The sequence below is a fragment of the Stenotrophomonas sp. GD03777 genome (assembly GCF_029842485.1).
Lineage (GTDB): Bacteria > Pseudomonadota > Gammaproteobacteria > Xanthomonadales > Xanthomonadaceae > Stenotrophomonas > Stenotrophomonas sepilia.
This window is the reverse complement of record NZ_JAOCGL010000017.1, coordinates 31,937-48,842: the sequence shown is the minus strand read 5'-3', so window position 1 is coordinate 48,842 and position 16,906 is coordinate 31,937. Positions and strand designations below refer to the sequence as shown.

Annotated in this window: 15 protein-coding genes; 12 read left to right on the top strand and 3 right to left on the bottom strand. The window is 64.4% G+C overall.

The window, feature by feature from the left end; genetic code table 11:
• The first annotated feature begins 466 nt into the window (after nt 1–466).
• Entirely contained in the window at nt 467–1,456 is a 990-nt protein-coding gene (locus N5E02_RS06435) for a fumarylacetoacetate hydrolase family protein (protein ID WP_279946087.1), read from the top strand.
• A 14-nt stretch (nt 1,457–1,470) separates the two neighbouring features.
• Nucleotides 1,471–2,139: a maleylacetoacetate isomerase gene (gene maiA / locus N5E02_RS06430; RefSeq protein WP_065179111.1), complete on the top strand. Its 669-nt coding sequence runs from the start codon at nt 1,471–1,473 to the stop codon at nt 2,137–2,139.
• Between the two features lie 44 nt (nt 2,140–2,183).
• On the opposite strand, the gene N5E02_RS06425 is transcribed toward maiA, so the two are convergent.
• From N5E02_RS06425 to N5E02_RS06415, 3 genes are all read right to left on the bottom strand, one after another.
• Nucleotides 2,184–3,644: a UdgX family uracil-DNA binding protein gene (locus N5E02_RS06425; protein ID WP_279946086.1), complete on the bottom strand. Its 1,461-nt coding sequence runs from the start codon at nt 3,642–3,644 to the stop codon at nt 2,184–2,186.
• Nucleotides 3,625–4,908: a putative DNA modification/repair radical SAM protein gene (locus tag N5E02_RS06420; RefSeq protein WP_065179113.1), complete on the bottom strand. Its 1,284-nt coding sequence runs from the start codon at nt 4,906–4,908 to the stop codon at nt 3,625–3,627. Before N5E02_RS06420 ends, N5E02_RS06425 begins: the two co-directional genes overlap by 20 nt.
• A 128-nt stretch (nt 4,909–5,036) precedes the next feature.
• Nucleotides 5,037–6,164, bottom strand: a complete 1,128-nt coding sequence (locus N5E02_RS06415) for a PilT/PilU family type 4a pilus ATPase (RefSeq protein ID WP_279946085.1) — start codon at nt 6,162–6,164, stop codon at nt 5,037–5,039.
• A 121-nt stretch (nt 6,165–6,285) separates the two neighbouring features.
• Between N5E02_RS06415 and N5E02_RS06410 the strand changes: the two genes are divergently transcribed.
• From N5E02_RS06410 to N5E02_RS06365, 10 genes are all read left to right on the top strand, one after another.
• Nucleotides 6,286–6,651, top strand: coding sequence for a DUF4398 domain-containing protein (locus N5E02_RS06410; protein ID WP_005415160.1), 366 nt, complete (start codon nt 6,286–6,288; stop codon nt 6,649–6,651).
• Nucleotides 6,648–7,532 (top strand): hypothetical protein, encoded by an 885-nt coding sequence (locus N5E02_RS06405; protein ID WP_279946084.1) that lies wholly within the window; start codon nt 6,648–6,650, stop codon nt 7,530–7,532. The genes N5E02_RS06410 and N5E02_RS06405 overlap by 4 nt, the downstream gene beginning before the upstream one ends.
• 324 nt (nt 7,533–7,856) lie before the next feature.
• Complete coding sequence (locus tag N5E02_RS06400) at nt 7,857–8,093, top strand: YdcH family protein (RefSeq protein ID WP_005407964.1); 237 nt, start codon at nt 7,857–7,859, stop codon at nt 8,091–8,093.
• A gap of 300 nt (nt 8,094–8,393) precedes the next feature.
• Entirely contained in the window at nt 8,394–9,764 is a 1,371-nt protein-coding gene (locus N5E02_RS06395; protein ID WP_279946083.1) for a pyridoxal-phosphate dependent enzyme, read from the top strand.
• 123 nt (nt 9,765–9,887) lie between these two features.
• Nucleotides 9,888–11,060 (top strand): cystathionine gamma-synthase, encoded by a 1,173-nt coding sequence (locus N5E02_RS06390; protein WP_253136782.1) that lies wholly within the window; start codon nt 9,888–9,890, stop codon nt 11,058–11,060.
• Between the two features lie 42 nt (nt 11,061–11,102).
• Nucleotides 11,103–11,891 (top strand): ABC transporter permease, encoded by a 789-nt coding sequence (locus N5E02_RS06385; RefSeq protein ID WP_081280921.1) that lies wholly within the window; start codon nt 11,103–11,105, stop codon nt 11,889–11,891.
• On the top strand, nt 11,881–13,218 hold the full coding sequence (locus N5E02_RS06380) for an ABC transporter ATP-binding protein (RefSeq protein WP_065179116.1): 1,338 nt from the start codon (nt 11,881–11,883) through the stop codon (nt 13,216–13,218). Before N5E02_RS06385 ends, N5E02_RS06380 begins: the two co-directional genes overlap by 11 nt.
• Nucleotides 13,208–13,969, top strand: a complete 762-nt coding sequence (locus N5E02_RS06375; RefSeq protein ID WP_065179117.1) for a class I SAM-dependent methyltransferase — start codon at nt 13,208–13,210, stop codon at nt 13,967–13,969. Before N5E02_RS06380 ends, N5E02_RS06375 begins: the two co-directional genes overlap by 11 nt.
• Nucleotides 13,962–16,043, top strand: coding sequence for a glycosyltransferase (locus tag N5E02_RS06370; protein ID WP_065179118.1), 2,082 nt, complete (start codon nt 13,962–13,964; stop codon nt 16,041–16,043). Before N5E02_RS06375 ends, N5E02_RS06370 begins: the two co-directional genes overlap by 8 nt.
• Nucleotides 16,040–16,906 (top strand): glycosyltransferase family 2 protein, encoded by an 867-nt coding sequence (locus tag N5E02_RS06365; RefSeq protein WP_065179119.1) that lies wholly within the window; start codon nt 16,040–16,042, stop codon nt 16,904–16,906. Before N5E02_RS06370 ends, N5E02_RS06365 begins: the two co-directional genes overlap by 4 nt.

Genomic DNA, 16,906 nt, shown 5'->3' with positions numbered 1-16,906 from the left:
GACACTCCCGCCACCGGACCCACCCCGCCTTCGACAGTTTCCCGCGATCTGTCGGAATGGCATGGGGTCAGATCCGTTTTCCGCAGGAAAACGGATCTGACCCCGGAATTTCATTCGAAATCTGACAGATTTCATCCACGCATAGCGTGGATCTATTGGCCACCGGTCTACTGTCGAAGGCGGGGTACTGTGGGTTTGCGGGGTGTGAGCGGCATGGATGCCGCGACCAAGCCCCCATGGATGGGTTTACAGCGTCCCCGCAAACCCACAGTGCCTCGCCATCCCACGGAATGCCCGCTGTTGCTGTTGCTTCGGCTGTTGCCCTGGCTTGAAGCAGGTGCAGGGCTGCAAGCCCTGCCGAAGCCCCCACTACGGTAGGGTGGGCCGATGCCGCGCTGCAGCTTGGCGCCGCCGCAGATTTGATTACACTTGAAACTTGTTTGCCCACGACTCCGGACACCCACCCATGAAGCTTGGTTCTTTGAAGGAAGGCGGCCGCGACGGCACCCTGATCGTCGTCTCGCGTGACCTGCGCCACGGCGTGCGCGCCACCGGCATCGCCGCCACCCTGCAGCAGGCCCTGGAGGACTGGAGCCACATCGCACCGCGCCTGAACGCCCTGTACGAATCGCTCAACGCTGGCGACGCCGATGGCGTGTTCGACCTCGATCTGCAGGCGCTGGCCGCACCGATGCCGCGTGCCTATGAGTTCGTCGATGGCAGCGCCTACCTGCCGCACGTCGAGCGCGTGCGCCGCGCCCGCGGTGCCGAGGTGCCGGAGAGCTTCTATACCGACCCGCTGATGTACCAGGCCACCAGCGCAGGCTTCTACGGCCCGCGCGATGCGGTCAAGGTGGTCAGCGAGGACTACGGCATCGACCTGGAAGCGGAGATCGTGGTGATCACCGACGACGTGCCGATGGCGGCCACCCCCGAACAGGCCGCCGGCCACATCCAGCTGGTCGGCCTGGTCAACGATGTCTCGCTGCGCAACCTGATCCCGGGCGAGCTGGCCAAGGGCTTCGGCTTCCTGCAGTCCAAGCCGCGTTCGGCGCTGTCGCCGGTGTTCGTCACCCCCGATGAGCTGGGTGCTGCGTGGCAGGACAGCAAGGTGCACCTGCCGCTGCTGACCCACATCAACGGCCAGTGGTTCGGTGCGCCGGAGGCGGGCGTGGACATGCAGTTCAACTTCGCCCAGCTGGTCGCGCATGCGGCCAAGACCCGCCCGCTGGGTGCCGGCACCATCGTCGGCTCGGGCACCATCGCCAATGAAGACACCAGCAAGGGTGCCTCGTGCTTCGCCGAGCAGCGCGTGGTCGAGACCCTGCGTGACGGCAAGCCGAGCACGCCGTTCATGTCCTTCGGCGACGTGGTCCGCATCGAGATGCTCGACGCTGCCGGCAACAGCATCTTCGGTGCGATCGAGCAGCGCATCGAACAGGCGGCCAAGCCCTGAGCATGGAGGCGGCGATGGAGATCCCGGTCGACGACGGCATCGTGCTGTACACCTACTGGCGATCCAGCGCCGCCTACCGCGTGCGCATCGGCCTGGAGCTGAAGGGCCTGGCCTGGGAGGCGCGGCCGGTGCATCTGGTGCGCGACGGTGGCGAGCAGCACCATGAGGCTTATCGCGCGCTCAATCCGCAGCAGCTGGTGCCGACCCTGCTGCATGATGGGCACACGCTGACCCAGTCGCTGGCGATCATCGAGTACCTGGAAGAGCGCTTCCCACAGGTGCCGCTGCTGCCGGCCGATGCTGCGGGCCGCGCGCGGGTGCGGGCGCTGGCGCAGCTTGTGGCCTGCGATATCCATCCGATCAACAACCTGCGGGTGATGCAGTACCTGGAACGCGACCTGCAGCTGCCTGCCGACGCCCGCACGCAGTGGACCCTGCACTGGATCGCCGAAGGCTTTGACGCGATGGAAGCGATGCTGGCCAACAGCCGCGACACCGGCACCTTCTGCCACGGCGACCGTCCTGGCCTGGCCGACATCTGCCTGCTGCCGCAGCTGTACAACGCACACCGCTTCGGCCTGGACCTGACGCCGTACCCGACCCTGCGCCGCATCGAAGCGGCGTGCCAAGCGCTGGAGGCATTCGACCGCGCGCGCCCGGAACACCAGCCCGACGCCGCCTGAAAAAAAGGGGACGGAGGGGATTAAGTCGTATATGCACTTACGACTTAATCCCCTCCGTCCCCTTTCTGTTGCAATCGGGCCAGGTCATCGCGGAACAACCGGTAGGCCTCCTCGCGGCGGGCATCGTCGGTCTGTCGCAGCACCCATGCCGGGTGCACCGTGGCGTAGCCGCGCGTGCCGTCCTCGAGGGTGTGCCAGCGCCCGCGGTCACGCGAGAGGTCGAAATCATGGCCGAACACCGAGGCTGCCGCTGTCGCGCCGAGGCACACGATCACCTGGGGCCGCACGCGCGCGATCTCACCCATCAGCCAGGGCCGGCAGGCCTGGATGTGACGGCTCTCCGGCCGCTTGTGCAGCCGCACCTTGCCGCGCCGTTCATGGTGGAAGTGCTTCACCGCGTTGGTGAGGTACAGCGTGGCGCGATCGATCCCCAGTTCCGCCAATGCGCGGTCCAGCACCTGGCCGGCAGGTCCTGCAAATGGCTGCCCACGCAGATCTTCGGTGTCACCGGGTTGCTCTCCGACCAGCATCACCCCGGCCCCTGCCGGCCCCTGTCCGAATACGGTCTGCGTGGCCTGCTCCCACAACGGGCACTGGCGGCAGGCGCTGGCCTGTCCGCGCAGATTGTCCAGGCTGCTGGCTTCGGCTGCCGATGCCGGAGGGTTCGCTCGCAGCGGAATCCTGCGTTGCGGTGCCTGTGCGGGACGGTCATGCATTTCCTGCACGCGGTCGGCCGCATCGCGCACCAGGAGTGGCAGCAACTGTGCTTCAGGCAGATGGCGCCAGTACTTGGCCGGCATCTCCTGCATCATCATCCGCGTGTTGAGCCGGGCCGGATTGAAAATGCTGGCGTAGTAGGTCTGCCACAGCGACTCGCGTGCATCCTCGGCCGGGGCATCCTCGCACCGTGCACCGGGGCCGAAGGCAAGCGCCTGCCCATCCCAGGCGACGCTGCGCGAAGGCGTGAGGATGGCCCAGCGCATGCCGGTGAAGCGGCGCGCGAAGAACGGCGCGACCCGGTCGACGATGTGGTGCTGTGGCTCGAACCAGGCGATGAACGCATCAGGCTGGCCAGGCACTTCGCGGAAGCGCACGAACGCCTTCATCTTGTGCGTGTCGCGGCGGACCGCCTGTGCCATGGTCATCGCCCGCAGTACGTCGGCATCGGCAGGGTTTGACAGCACCGAGCGTTCGCCATGGGCGATGCGCCACAGCAACCGGTACAGGAGGGCCATGCGTTGTCCGTCGCGATGGCACAGGCAGGTGGCCGCCAGTTCCAGGAAGTCGCGCGGTACCGTCGGTGCGCCAGCATCGGCCTGTGCGGGCGCCGAGGTGACCGCTGGCGCGTCCAGCAGCGATGCGTCGCTGCCCTCGAGCCAGTCCAGCTGCTCCGGCGCGACGCCGCGCAGCAGGGCTTCGCGCGCACCGCTGCGCCAGGCCTCCGGCGACCATGGCGGATCCACCCGCAGCGACCAGCGCTGCGCGTCAGGCCGCGGACGGGGCATCGAACAGCGAACCCTGTCGCGGCGGCGGGGCCAGCTGCGCGCGCAGCGCCGCCGGGTCGTCCAGTGCTTTGCGCGGGTGATGGTCGGCCAGCAGCACGAACGGCAGCAGCTTGCTCATCGGTGCCTTCAGGCGTGCGAGGTCGGCCACGCGCAGCCGCCCGTGACGGCGCGCCATCAGCACGCGCTTGACGTTGCGCACGCCAAGGCCGGGCACGCGCAGCAGCATCTCCTTCGGTGCCCGGTTCAGATCGACCGGAAAGCGCTCGGGGTGGCGGATCGCCCAGGCCATCTTCGGGTCGATATCCAGGTCGAGCATGCCGTCCTGGGTGGTATCGGTAATCTCATCCACGCCGTACCCGTAGAAGCGCAGCAGCCAGTCAGCCTGGTAAAGGCGATGTTCGCGCTGCAGCGGTGGCGGCTGCAGTGGCAACTGCCGGCTGGCGTCCGGAATCGGGCTGAACGCGGAGTAGTAGACCCGGCGCATGCGGTAATTGCCGTACAGGCTGTCGGCGCTGGCCAGGATCTGCCGGTCGTTTGCCCCGTCCGCGCCGACGATCATCTGGGTGCTCTGCCCGGCCGGTGCGAAACGGGGAGGGCGCGGGCGAGTGCTGCGGCTGGCCGTCGGTGCCACCGCTGCGGGGGCCTTGCGAGCTTCCTTGGCTTCCTCGATGCGCCAGCGCAGTTCGCCCATCGCGCCACGGATGGAATGAACCGTCTTCTCCGGCGCCAAGGCGCTCAGGCCGGCTTCGGTCGGCAGTTCCACGTTGATGGACAGGCGGTCGGCATAGCGCCCGGCACTGGCCAGCAGTTCCGGCGAGGCCTCGGGAATGGTCTTGAGGTGGATGTAGCCGGCGTAGCGGTGTTCTTCGCGCAGCTGCCGGGCCACTTCCACCATCTGTTCCATGGTGTAGTCCGCATTGCGGATGATGCCGCTGGACAGGAACAGGCCCTCGATGTAGTTGCGCTTGTAGAAGTCCAGGGTGAGCGTGACCACCTCATCCACGCTGAAACGTGCACGGGGCACGTTGCTGGAAACCCGGTTCACGCAATAGGCGCAGTCGTAGACGCAGAAGTTGGTCAGCAGGATCTTCAGCAACGACACGCAGCGGCCATCGGGCGTGTAGCTGTGGCAGATGCCCATGCCCTCGGTGCTGCCGATACCGCCACTGGCGCGCGAATCGCGCTTGCCCGAACCGCTGGAGGCGCAGGAGGCATCGTACTTGGCGGCATCAGCCAGAATGGCCAGCTTGCGGATGGTTTCCATTGAGGAAACCTACGGATGAGCGGTCTCATTGGATGAGACCGCCCCTGAATTCTTCAGAAAAAGGGGACGGGGGATCAAGTCGCAAGTGCACAAACGACTTGATCCCCTCCGTCCCCTTTTTCGTGGGATCAGAAGCCGTGGGTGATGCTGGGTGCGCCTGCCGAGAAATCGGCGTACGGGTCGTGCTCGCCGCTACTGCCTTCGGACAGGCGGAACTTCAGGGCCAGGCCATCGCGCGAATCGGCCGCGCGCAGCGCTTCCTCCTGCTCGATGGTGCCGGCCTTGGCCAGCCGGAACAGGCACTGGTCGAAGCTCTCCATGCCTTCTTCCAGCGAGGCTTCCATCGCCGCCTTGATCTCGTGCACCTGGCCGCGGCGCAGCAGGTCGCGGATCATCGGCGTGTTGATCAGTACCTCGGTGGCCGGCAGGCGACGGCCCTCCTTGTTCTTCACCAGGCGCTGGCTGATCACCGCACGCAGGTTCAGCGCCAGGTTCATCAGCACGTTCTTGTGCGCGCTTTCCGGGAAGAAGTTGAGGATGCGCTCGATGGTCTGGTCGGCGTTGTTGGAGTGCAGGGTGGCCAGGCACAGGTGGCCGGTCTCGGCGAAGGCGATCGCCGCCTCCATCGTTTCCGCATCCAGGATCTCGCCGATCAGGATCACGTCCGGCGCTTCACGCATCGCGTTCTTCAGCGCGTTGTGGAAGGCGTGGGTGTCCAGGCCGACCTCGCGCTGGTTGACGATCGACATCTTGTGCTTGTGCAGGTACTCGATCGGATCCTCGATGGTGAGGATGTGACCGGTGGTGGTGCTGTTGCGGTGGTCGATCATCGACGCCAGCGAGGTGGACTTGCCGGAACCGGTGGACCCCACCACCAGCACCAGCCCGCGCGGGGTCATGATGACGTCCTTCAGCACCTGCGGCAGGTTCAGCTCCTCGATGCTCGGAATCCGGCTGCGGATGGCGCGGATGACCATGCCGACCTCGCCCCGCTGCTTGAACACGTTGACGCGGAAGCGCCCGGCATCGGGCAGCGCGATGGCCATGTTGAGCTCCAGCTCGCGCTCGAACTGCGGCACCTGGCCCTCGTCCATCAGCGAGTAGGCGATCTTCTTGACCATGCCCTGCGGCAGGCCGGTGTTGCCCAGCGGATAGAGCTTCCCTTCGATCTTGATGTAGACCGGTGCCCCGGTGGTCAGAAACATGTCCGAAGCGTTCTTTTCGGTCATCAGCTTCAGGAAGTAGCCGATATCCATTGCGAATTTTCCCCAACGAAACGGCCGACGCCCGTTGCCAGCACGGTGTCGGCTTGACGACAATGGCCGTGAACCGACAACCGGTACGGCCTCCCCAATGAAACGACTTAGCTTCGCACGAATGCGCCATGGCCTGTATGTGATGGCGTTTGCATTCGCACTGTCTGCCCCCGCCTGGGCGCAGGACGCTGCCCTGGAACTGGCGCAGGCCCGGCAGGCGGTCGACAAGGCCACCCAGGCCGATGCCGACCAGTACGCCCCGGACCTGATCGGGCTGGCCCGGCAGGGGCTGGAGCAGGCCCAGCGCGCCGCCGGCGACCGCCGCGAGCGCAAGAACGCCCCGGCGATGGCCCTGCGCGCCGCCGCCGATGCCGACCTGGCCCGCGTCCGCAGTGAGGAAGCCACCGTCACCGCGCAGCTGCAGCTGCGCCGCAACGAGGTCAACCAGCTGCAGCGCCAGCTGTCGACCGGGGAGGACCGCCGGTGAAGCCGATGACCGCCGCAACCCTGGCCGCGCTGCTGGCGCTGCCGACCCTGGCCACGGCCGCCGACAACCCGATGGTGGCGCAGCTGAGCCAGCGCCTGATGGTTATCCAGGCCAACCCCGATACCGCTGAGCTGGGCGCCTTCGAGCGCATGCAGGCGCAGCAGGCGATCGCCACCCTGGACAAGGCCAAGCGCCGCGACCAGGAGCTGGCCACGTACCTGGCCGAGCGCCGGGTGGAGATTGCCGAGACCGCCGTGCGCACCGCGCTGGCCGCGCGCGAGGTCGACCGCCTGGAGCGTACCCGCAGCGACCTGCTGATCGAGGCCAGCCGCCGCGATGCCGCCCGTGCCCGCCAGGAAGCCGAGCAGCTGCGCATGCAGGCGCAGATGCAGGCCGAGGAGGCCGAACGCCTGCGCCAGGCGGCCGAGGCCGAGACCCTGGCCCGCCAGGACGCCGAGAATGCCCTGACCAGCGTGGCCGGCAAGCAGCAGCAGCGTCTGAGCGCTGCCCAGCAGAACGCTGCCAGGCTGGCCCGGGAGGAAGCCGAGCTGGTGTCCGGGCAGAAGCTGCCCGGTTCGAAGTTCGACGCTCGCGGTGAGGTCTTCACCTTCGGTGGTGACGCGTTCGCCGCAGGCGCCTCCAGCCTGTCGGGGGGCGCCCGCAACCAGGCCAAGGCCCTGGCCGAGTACCTGAACATCGGCAAGAAGGGGCGCCTGCGCATCGAGGCCTACGACAGCGCCAACGGCGTGGGCCAGAAGCGTGCCGAAGCGCTGCGCGACGCCCTGGTCGCGGGTGGTGTCGCCAGCAACCGGATCCAGGTCAGCGGCAAGAAGGCTGCGTCCACCCGGGCGCGCTCGGCCGAGGTCATCATCGCGCCGTAATGCATTGATATTGTTTGTTTTTCGTTGCGATGAGCATTCAGCCTGAACCCCGCCCCGGCGGGGTTCGGTCTTTTTGACGCAGGGGTCTTGTACCCCGCCTTGAGCAAGCGTAGGGTCAATCGTCCGGGACGCAATGCCGCGGACCGGACGATGGGAGGGCCGGGCCGATGCAAGCAGGGCGCGAACCGCAGCAGATCGACGTGCGCAGGCCAGTGCCGCAGGTCGTTGCAGGCGTCCAGGTGGCCATCGGCCGGCACTCCTCCATGAACAACGCCCCGTGCCTTGTGGCCGGGGCGTTCGTGTATCTGTCGAAGGAGGTCCATCATGTTTGAAGATCAGCCCCAGAGCGAGATCGACGCACGTCGCGCGCGTGATCCGGAGTTCAGGGCACTCCATGACCAGCACCGCAAGTTGAACAAGAAGTGCATGGACGCGGAGCTGGGTGTACTCCCGATCGATGATGTCACCCTGGGTCGCATGAAGCGCGAGAAGCTGCTGGCCAAGCAACGACTTCTGCGAATGTACGAAACACCGCTCCCAACGACGTCCCCCACGCTTTGACGCACCCCGTCACGCCCGGAACGGCGTGACCCGGCCATCGATGGCCCGGCCGGGCGCTCCTGCCCCGGCATCGCGGCACCGCCGATGAGGCGGCCGCGCCAAGGCACCACAGGCGGTGGTGCCTTGGCCTGCGGGCACAACTCACCGATGCGGGCGGTACCGGTCTCCTCGTCGACCCGGGGCCGTCCGCATCCCTCTACGGGACGGCGGGCGGCATGCCCGCGCCGACCTGACATTCAGCGCCATCCGTCGGATAATCATCGGTCCGGCCCTGCGTGGCGCGAATCGAAAGTCCTCCGAATGCCCATCCATTCTTCCGTCCTCGAACTCATCGGCCAGACCCCGATCGTCAAGGCCCAGCGCCTGGACACCGGCATCTGCGAGCTTTACCTGAAGCTCGAGAGCGCCAACCCGGGCGGTTCGATCAAGGATCGCATCGGCCTGTCGATGATCGAGGCGGCAGAGCAGCGGGGTGACCTGAAGCCGGGCGCAACCCTGGTCGAGGGTACCGCCGGCAACACCGGCTTGGGCCTGGCACTGGTGGCCCAGCAGAAGGGCTACAAGCTCATCCTGGTTGTTCCCGACAAGATGAGCCGGGAAAAGATCTTCAACCTGAAGGCGATGGGCGCCGAAGTGCGCCTGACCCGTTCGGACGTCGCCAAGGGCCACCCGGAGTACTACCAGGACCTGGCCAAGACCATCGCCGAGCAGACCCCGGGCGCCTACTTCATCAACCAGTTCGGCAACCCGGACAACCCGGCAGCGCATGAGTTCGGCACCGGCCCGGAGATCCTCGAACAGATGGGCGGCGACCTCGACGCCATCGTGTTCGGCTGCGGCAGCTCCGGCACCATGACCGGCCTGTCGCGTGCGTTCGCCAGGCTGTCGCCCAAGACCGAGCTGGTGCTGGCCGATCCGGTCGGCTCGATCCTGGCCGAGTACATCAACGACGGCGTGCTCAACGACAAGTCGGGCAGCTGGCTGGTGGAGGGCATCGGCGAGGACTTCCTGCCCTCGATCTCCGACTTCAGCCGCGTCAAGAAGGCCTATGCCATCAGCGACGCCGAGAGCTTCCACACCGCGCGCGAGCTGCTGGGCAAGGAAGGCATCCTCGGCGGTTCGTCCACCGGCACCCTGCTGGCCGCGGCACTGAAGTACTGCAAGGAGCAGACCACGCCGAAGAAGGTGCTGGTGCTGGTCTGCGATACCGGCAACAAGTACCTGTCGAAGATGTACAACGACTACTGGATGCTGGACAACGGCTTCCTGGAGCGCCCGCAGCACGGTGACCTGCGCGACCTGATCCTGCGCCCGTACGGCCAGCGCGACACGGTGGTGATCGGCCCGAACGACCTGTTGACCACCGCCTACCAGCGCATGAAGCTGTATGACGTGTCGCAGCTGCCGGTGATGAACGGTGAGCAGCTGGTCGGCATCGTCGATGAAAGCGACGTGCTGCTGCATGTCTATGGTGACGAAGCGCGCTTCCGCGACACCGTGGCCACCGCGATGGTCAGCAAGCTGGACCGGCTGGACGTGAAGTCGCCGATCGAGGCCCTGCTGCCGGTGTTCGACCGCGGGCAGGTGGCGATCGTGATGGACGGTGACGCCTTCCTCGGCCTGATCACCCGCATCGACCTGCTGAACTATCTGCGCCGTCGCGTGCAGTAAACCTCTGATCGCTGCCGTTCACCGCTGAATTCCGGTTTATTCGCGTCAAAGCTCGTTAAGGCTGCGCTGATAGACTCCCGATCCTTTGACGGCGCCGCACGTCGGCGCCATTCAGGAAACGACATGTCCAACTCCTCTTCGCCCGACCGCGCGCTGGCCCTGGCCACGCTGGCCATCCATGGCGGCCAGTCGCCCGATCCCAGCACCGGCGCGGTGATGCCGCCGATCTACGCCACCTCGACCTATGCCCAGTCCAGCCCGGGCGAGCATCAGGGCTTCGAGTACTCACGTACCCACAACCCGACCCGCTTTGCCTATGAGCGCTGCGTGGCCTCGCTGGAAGGCGGCACCCGTGGCTTCGCCTTCGCCTCGGGCATGGCGGCCAGCTCGACGGTGATCGAGCTGCTGGACGCCGGCAGCCACGTGGTGGCGATGGACGACATCTACGGCGGCAGCTTCCGCCTGTTCGAGCGCGTGCGCCGCCGTACCGCCGGGCTGGACTTCAGCTTCGTCGACCTGACCGATCTGGCGGCCTTTGAAGCCTCGATCACGCCGAAGACGAAGATGGTCTGGATTGAAACCCCGACCAACCCGATGCTGAAGATCGTGGACATCGCCGCGGTCGCTGCCATCGCCAAGCGCCATGGCCTGATCGTGGTGGTGGACAACACCTTCGCCTCGCCGATGCTGCAGCGCCCGCTGCTGCTGGGCGCCGATCTTGTGCTGCACTCGGCCACCAAATACCTCAATGGCCACTCGGACATGGTCGGTGGCATGGTCGTGGTCGGCGACAACGCGCCGCTGGCCGAGCAGATGGCGTTCCTGCAGAACTCGGTGGGTGGCGTGCAGGGCCCGTTCGACAGCTTCCTGGCCCTGCGTGGCCTGAAGACCCTGCCGCTGCGCATGAAGGCGCATTGCGCCAATGCGATGGCGCTGGCCAAATGGCTGGAAACTCATCCCGAGGTGGACAAGGTGATCTATCCGGGCCTGCCGTCGCATCCGCAGCATGATCTTGCCCGCAAGCAGATGGCCGGCTACGGCGGCATTGTCTCGATCGTGCTGAAGGGTGGTTTCGAGGCCGCCAAGCGTTTCTGCGAGAAGACCGAACTGTTCACCCTGGCCGAGTCGCTGGGCGGTGTGGAAAGCCTGGTCAACCATCCGGCGGTGATGACGCATGCCTCGATCCCGGTGGCGCGTCGGGAGCAGCTGGGCATCAGCGATGCGCTGGTGCGGCTGAGCGTGGGTGTGGAAGAGCTGGGGGATCTGCAGGTGGATCTGGAAAGGGCCCTGGGTTGATGGCGGCCCTGTCTGCCCGATCCCTTTGGAGAACATGACTGAATGATTAGTGGCGCACAACGCAAGATCGAGCTGTTCTGGGCTCTGTCTCGACGGGAAATTACGGCCCGGTTCAAGGGCTCCTATGGTGGCCTTTCCTGGTATGTCATCCAGAATCTGCTGCTGCTGACGCTTTACTCGTTCGTGTTCGGAACGCTGTTCAAGAGCCGGTGGGCGCAGGGGGACCAACCCGCAGGCAACTTCACCATCGCATTGTTCATCGGCCTGATTGTCTTCAATCTGTTCGCCGAGTGTGTCACGCGTGCGCCGACGTTGATTCTGGCTAATGCGAATTACGTCAAGAAGGTTGTGTTCCCACTGGAAGTATTGCCCGCGGTCACACTGGCCACGGCAATCTTCAATGCCTTCGTCGCCATGCTCGTACTGGTGGCGGTTTCCTGGTATCTCGATTCACCGATCCATTGGCAGGCCTTGTGGATTCCCGTGATTCTGGCGCCGCTGATGGTGCTGATTCTGGGTGTTACCTGGCTGCTGGCCGCGTTGGGAACCTACATTCGCGACATCAACCAGATGGTGACGTTGTTGATCAGTGCTTTCATGTTTCTCTCGCCGCTCTTCTATCAGATCACCGCCCTGCCCAAAGTGGCGCAGCAATGGGTGATGTTCAATCCATTGACGCTGCCCATGCAGGAATCGCGAGCTGCGCTCATGCTGGGTCAGTCTCCGGACTGGTCGGCTCTGGGCATCTATATGCTGATTGCTGTTCCGATTGCGGCGTTGGGATTCGTATGCTTCCAGAAGTTGCGCGGAGGCTTCGCTGATGTCATCTGACGTATCCATCCGGGTCAGCAACCTGTCCAAGTGCTACCAGATCTATGAGAAGCCAGCTCACCGCCTCTGGCAGGGTCTGTTGGGTGGCCGTAAAAAGTTGTATCGCGAATTCTGGGCACTTCGTGACATTGATTTCAGCGTTCGCAAGGGCACGACGTTCGGCGTCATCGGCAAGAACGGTTCCGGCAAGTCAACGCTTCTGCAGATTGTATGCGGAACGCTCTCACCCACCGGCGGCACCGTGGAGCGCGTGGGTAAGGTCGCCGCGCTGCTGGAACTGGGAGCCGGGTTCAATCCCGAGTTCACGGGGCGCCAGAACGCGATCCTCAGTGGTGGCATCTATGGGTTGACCACCACTGAGATCAACGAGCGGTTACCGTCGATCATCGACTTTGCCGAGATCGGCGAGTTCATCGATCGCCCGGTCAAAACCTATTCCAGCGGCATGTTCGTCCGTCTGGCCTTTTCGGTGATCACCCATGTGGATGCGGATATCCTGGTCATCGATGAAGCGCTCGCGGTGGGGGATGCGCAGTTCACCCAGAAGTGCATGCGTTGGCTGCGCAAGTTCAAGGAGAACGGCACGCTGGTGTTCGTCAGCCATGACAGTGGCGCGGTGCGAAGCCTGTGCGACCACGCCATGTGGATCGAGCACGGCCGGGTGCAAGCGATCGGCGATGCCAAGAGCGTGACAGAGAAGTACCTGGCGTCGTTGTTCAACCAGTCTCAGAGCAGCGCACCGGAACGAGACCATGCGGTGCAGGATATCCTCTCGGCAGACGACTGGAAGGATCAGCGGCAGTCGATGATCAATGGCAGCACGCTGCGCAATGACATCCAGGTGATGCAGTTCACGCCGGAGAGCGCATCCTTTGGTCAGGGCGGGGTGGAAATCACCCAGGTGGTGCTGGAGGACCGCGAACATAACCCGCTGTCGTGGGTGGTCGGCGGCGAGGCGGTATCGCTGGTCGTGCAGGCGCACGCACTGGTTGATCTGCAACAGCCCATTGTCGGCTTCTTCCTGAAGGACAAGCACGGGCAAACACTGTTTGGCGACAACACGTACCTGACCTACCTGGATGCCCCCCCCATGGTCAGTCAGGGCGAGCGCTTCCGTGCGGTGTTCAGCTTCCCGATGCCGATCCTGCCGGTGGGTGACTACAGTTTTGACGTCGCTATCGCCGAGGGCACCCAGCTGGACCATCGGCAGCTCAAGTGGGGGCACGACGTACTGATCGTCCGCTCAGTGTCGACCAGCGTCTCCACGGGCTTGGTGGGCATTCCCATGCTGGAGGTCGCAATCGAGGTGGATGCCAATGAAGCTTGAAGATCGCGTTTCGCCGTACGACTACAGTTTCGATCCGGAAGGACCGAGTACCGCTGCGCGCATTTCGCGGATGGTGGGACAGGGACAGCGGGTGCTGGAACTCGGCTGCGGCTACGGTGTCATCTCGCGTCAGCTCAGCCAGGCACAAGGGTGCACAGTGACCGGCGTGGAGATCGATCCGGTCAGTGCCGATCGGGCGCGTCCCTACCTGCATGCGCTGCATGTTGGAACCCTGGAAGGTGACGAATGGTTGGCAGCGGTTCGCGGCACCTACGATGTGATCGTCTGCGCTGACGTGCTGGAACACCTGCGTGATCCTGCATACACACTCGGCCAGCTGCTGACCCTGCTGGCCCCGGACGGGCGCCTTGTAGCATCGGTGCCCAACGTGGGTCACGCCGGTATCATCGCTGCCTTGTTCTGCGGACGCTTCGATTACACGCCGACAGGGCTGCTCGACGAAACCCATCTGCGCTTCTTCACCTGGGATTCGCTGGAGCGCATGCTCAACGCACAGGGCCTGGAGGTTGCCAGGCGCGAAGCCGTCAATGCCGGCGGAAACCACGAGCAGTTCCTTGAGTACTGGCAGCCTCTGCCGGAACCGATCAAGCACATGCTCAATCGACATCCCACCGCCAACGTGTTCCAGTTCGTGCTGGAGGCACGTCGCAGTGAAACGCCGCAGCGCCCGTGGCGAGTCGAGGATGCCGAAGCGCTGCAGCGCTGGGCCGATGAGGTGGCGGGTGGCTGAAGTGACCCTCGCAGGCCACGCTGCGCCGCCACGCGTGAGTGTGGTAATCCCGTCCTACAACCACGCGCGCTTCATCGGCAAGGCCATCCAGTCTGTGCTGGCACAGACGATGACTTCGCTGGAACTGATCATCATCGATGATGGTTCCAGGGACGATTCTGTGTTGGTTGCAACTGCCATGGCGGCAGAGGATGACCGGATAAGAGTGGTGCGCCAGGACAACGCGGGATCGCACGCGGCGATCAACCGCGGGCTGTCAAAATCACGGGGTGCATGGCTGGCGGTCCTCAACTCGGACGATATCTGGGAGCCTGAGCGGCTGGAGCAGATGCTCAAGCACGCCGAGCGCGAAGATGCGCAGTTCCTGTTCAGCGATATCCGCTTGATTGATGCCGATGGCGAGTTCATCGATGACCCGTCTCATTGGTGGAACTTCAGCGTGCAGCGTTTGCGCGAGCGCGTACGCAGCGAAGGCGTGGTGAACGGGCTGCTGTATGGAAACTTCACTGTTTCCACGTCGAACTTCCTGTTCCGCAGGGAGTTGCTGGCCAGCGTTGGCCAGTTCCGGCGCTTTCGCTACAACCTGGACTGGGATTACGCGCTGCGCTGCCTGGATACCGAGGGCGTGAAGGTGGAGTTCGTCGACCAGCGCCTGATGCGCTATCGGTTGCATGGTGACAACGCCATTCTCAGTGGCATGCCCGGCGCTGCGGCCGAGGCCCAGCTGATCACGCGGCAGATCTACCGTCGTCGGATGCATGCACCGCAGAGCCTGCTGCTCAGTCACCAGCGGCATGATCGCCTGTTGCGTCGCTACCTGCAGGGCCAGGTCAACAAGTACCGCGAGTCATTCCATGCAGTTGAAGCAGATCGCGATGCCCATGCCGAACTCCTGCAACAACGCCAGCGGTTGATCGAGGCGGAGCGGTGCCAGCTTGAGCAGGCCAGCGAAGCCGAGCGCCGGAAAGCGCAGGCGGTCGAAGCAGAGCTGCGTGAGGCGCTGAAAGTGCAGCAGGATCACCAGGAGTCGCTGGAGCAGGTGCACGCGGAATATCGCAAGCGTGCGCACGCCCAGCGCATGGAGGTATACAGCGATTCTCTGCGGGTGAGGTACGAGCGAGACCTGCAGCGTTGCCGCGAGGTGCGGATGCTGGAACACCTTGAAGGGCGAAACCTTCCAGGCTCTCCAGCCTACGGAATGCCGTTGAGCTTGCGCCAGCGCGTGTCGCGCGCCATCAGGAGCGCGCGCCGCATCAACGAATCCATCGGCTTCCTGCGCAATGGAGTCACGGCTGGTACGGTCCGTCATGTTGCGCGTGATCCTCTGCCGATCGTACCCCTGGTAGCAGATGTGGCGGTCCATCTGCACATTTTCTACCGTGATCTTGCCCCCGAACTGATCGCCGATGCGCTGCGCATACCGAACCTGCGCAAAGTGGTCATTACCGGGCCCTGGAGTCGCGAGGACTTCGACGGTCCGCTGGATGAACTGGTTGCGCGCGGTGTGGATGTGCAGATTCTGGTCGTCCCCAATCGTGGCAAGGACGTGGGCGGATTGCTGGCGGCGATCCGTGATGGAGGTCTCCTCGATTCGGATCTTGTGCTGAAGCTGCACTCCAAGAAGAGCCACAATCCGGAAAGCTACTTCCAGGCGATTTCGGCGTTGTTCGGGCAGGAAATACGCGATGGCGATCATTGGCGCCGCGCTCTGGTGCAGCCATTGACCGGCAGCACCTGGCAGATCAACAACGTGCTGAAACTTTTCCAGGATGATCCGGCGATCGGCATGGTAGGTGCACGACCGTTCATCACCAGCGTTCCCGATGCCAATGCAGCGCTCAGCCAAGCGGCGTACGAGCGCTTTGGTGTGCCGCAGGGAGCTCCGTTCGTGGCGGGCACGATGTTCTGGATTCGATCCTCATTGCTCCGGCCACTGCTCGAGCTTGGCCTGTCGCTCGATGAGTTCAGCCTGGACAGCAGGGAGGTTGAGGGCGGCCTGGAGCATGTGATGGAAAGGATGCTTGGCGCCCTGGTGATTGGGCGCGGCTTCGACATCTTTGGAGTGGAAGGATGAGCGCACTGTCCAATCGCACCGTTCCGGTCTTCATCATTTCCTACAACCGGGTCAGTTACATCAGGGACGTGATCGAGCGGCTGGAAGCGCTGGATTTCCAGAATCTCACCGTGGTCGACAATGCGTCGACCTACGAGCCGCTGCTGGACTATCTCAACCACAGTCCGCATCGCGTGGTCCGGCTCGACAAGAACTATGGCCATCTTGCGCTGTGGCGCAGTGGTCGTTTCGACGACATCATCCAGCGCGAGCGTTTCATCCTGAACGACAGCGATGTCATGCCGGCCCATGATTGCCCGTCCGACATCACCGAGCACCTGGCTGAGCTGCTGGAGCGCTATCCACGGCACAACAAGGCCGGCCTGTCACTGAGGATCGATGACCTGCCTGACCACTATGCGTTCAAGCAGCAGGTGATCGCCTGGGAATCGCCGTTCTGGCAGAACCTGCTGGAGGACGGCAACTATGAGGCGGCGCTTGATACCACATTCGCTCTCTACCGTCCTGGCGTCCACTGCGACGAGGAGCGTTGGTGGCGTTCGATCCGCACCGCACCGCCATACTCGGCGCTGCACTTGCCATGGTATCAGGACACCTCGCTGATCTCGGACGAGGACATGTTCTACCAGCAGGCGGTTGCCGGCATTTCCAGCCAGTGGAGTATCACCGACCCGGTACTGCTGAAGAAACAGAACACCGAGCTGCAGCACGAGATCGCAGCGCTCAAGCGTACAATCAGCGAGCTTCGCGGTGAGGTTGCGCCGGCGGGCTCAACGGCATGGCGCAACGCTGTCCGATCCACCCTGGGTGCCACCGGGCTGTTGCCGCTGGTGCGCCGCTTGCGCGACAACATGAAGAAGTGA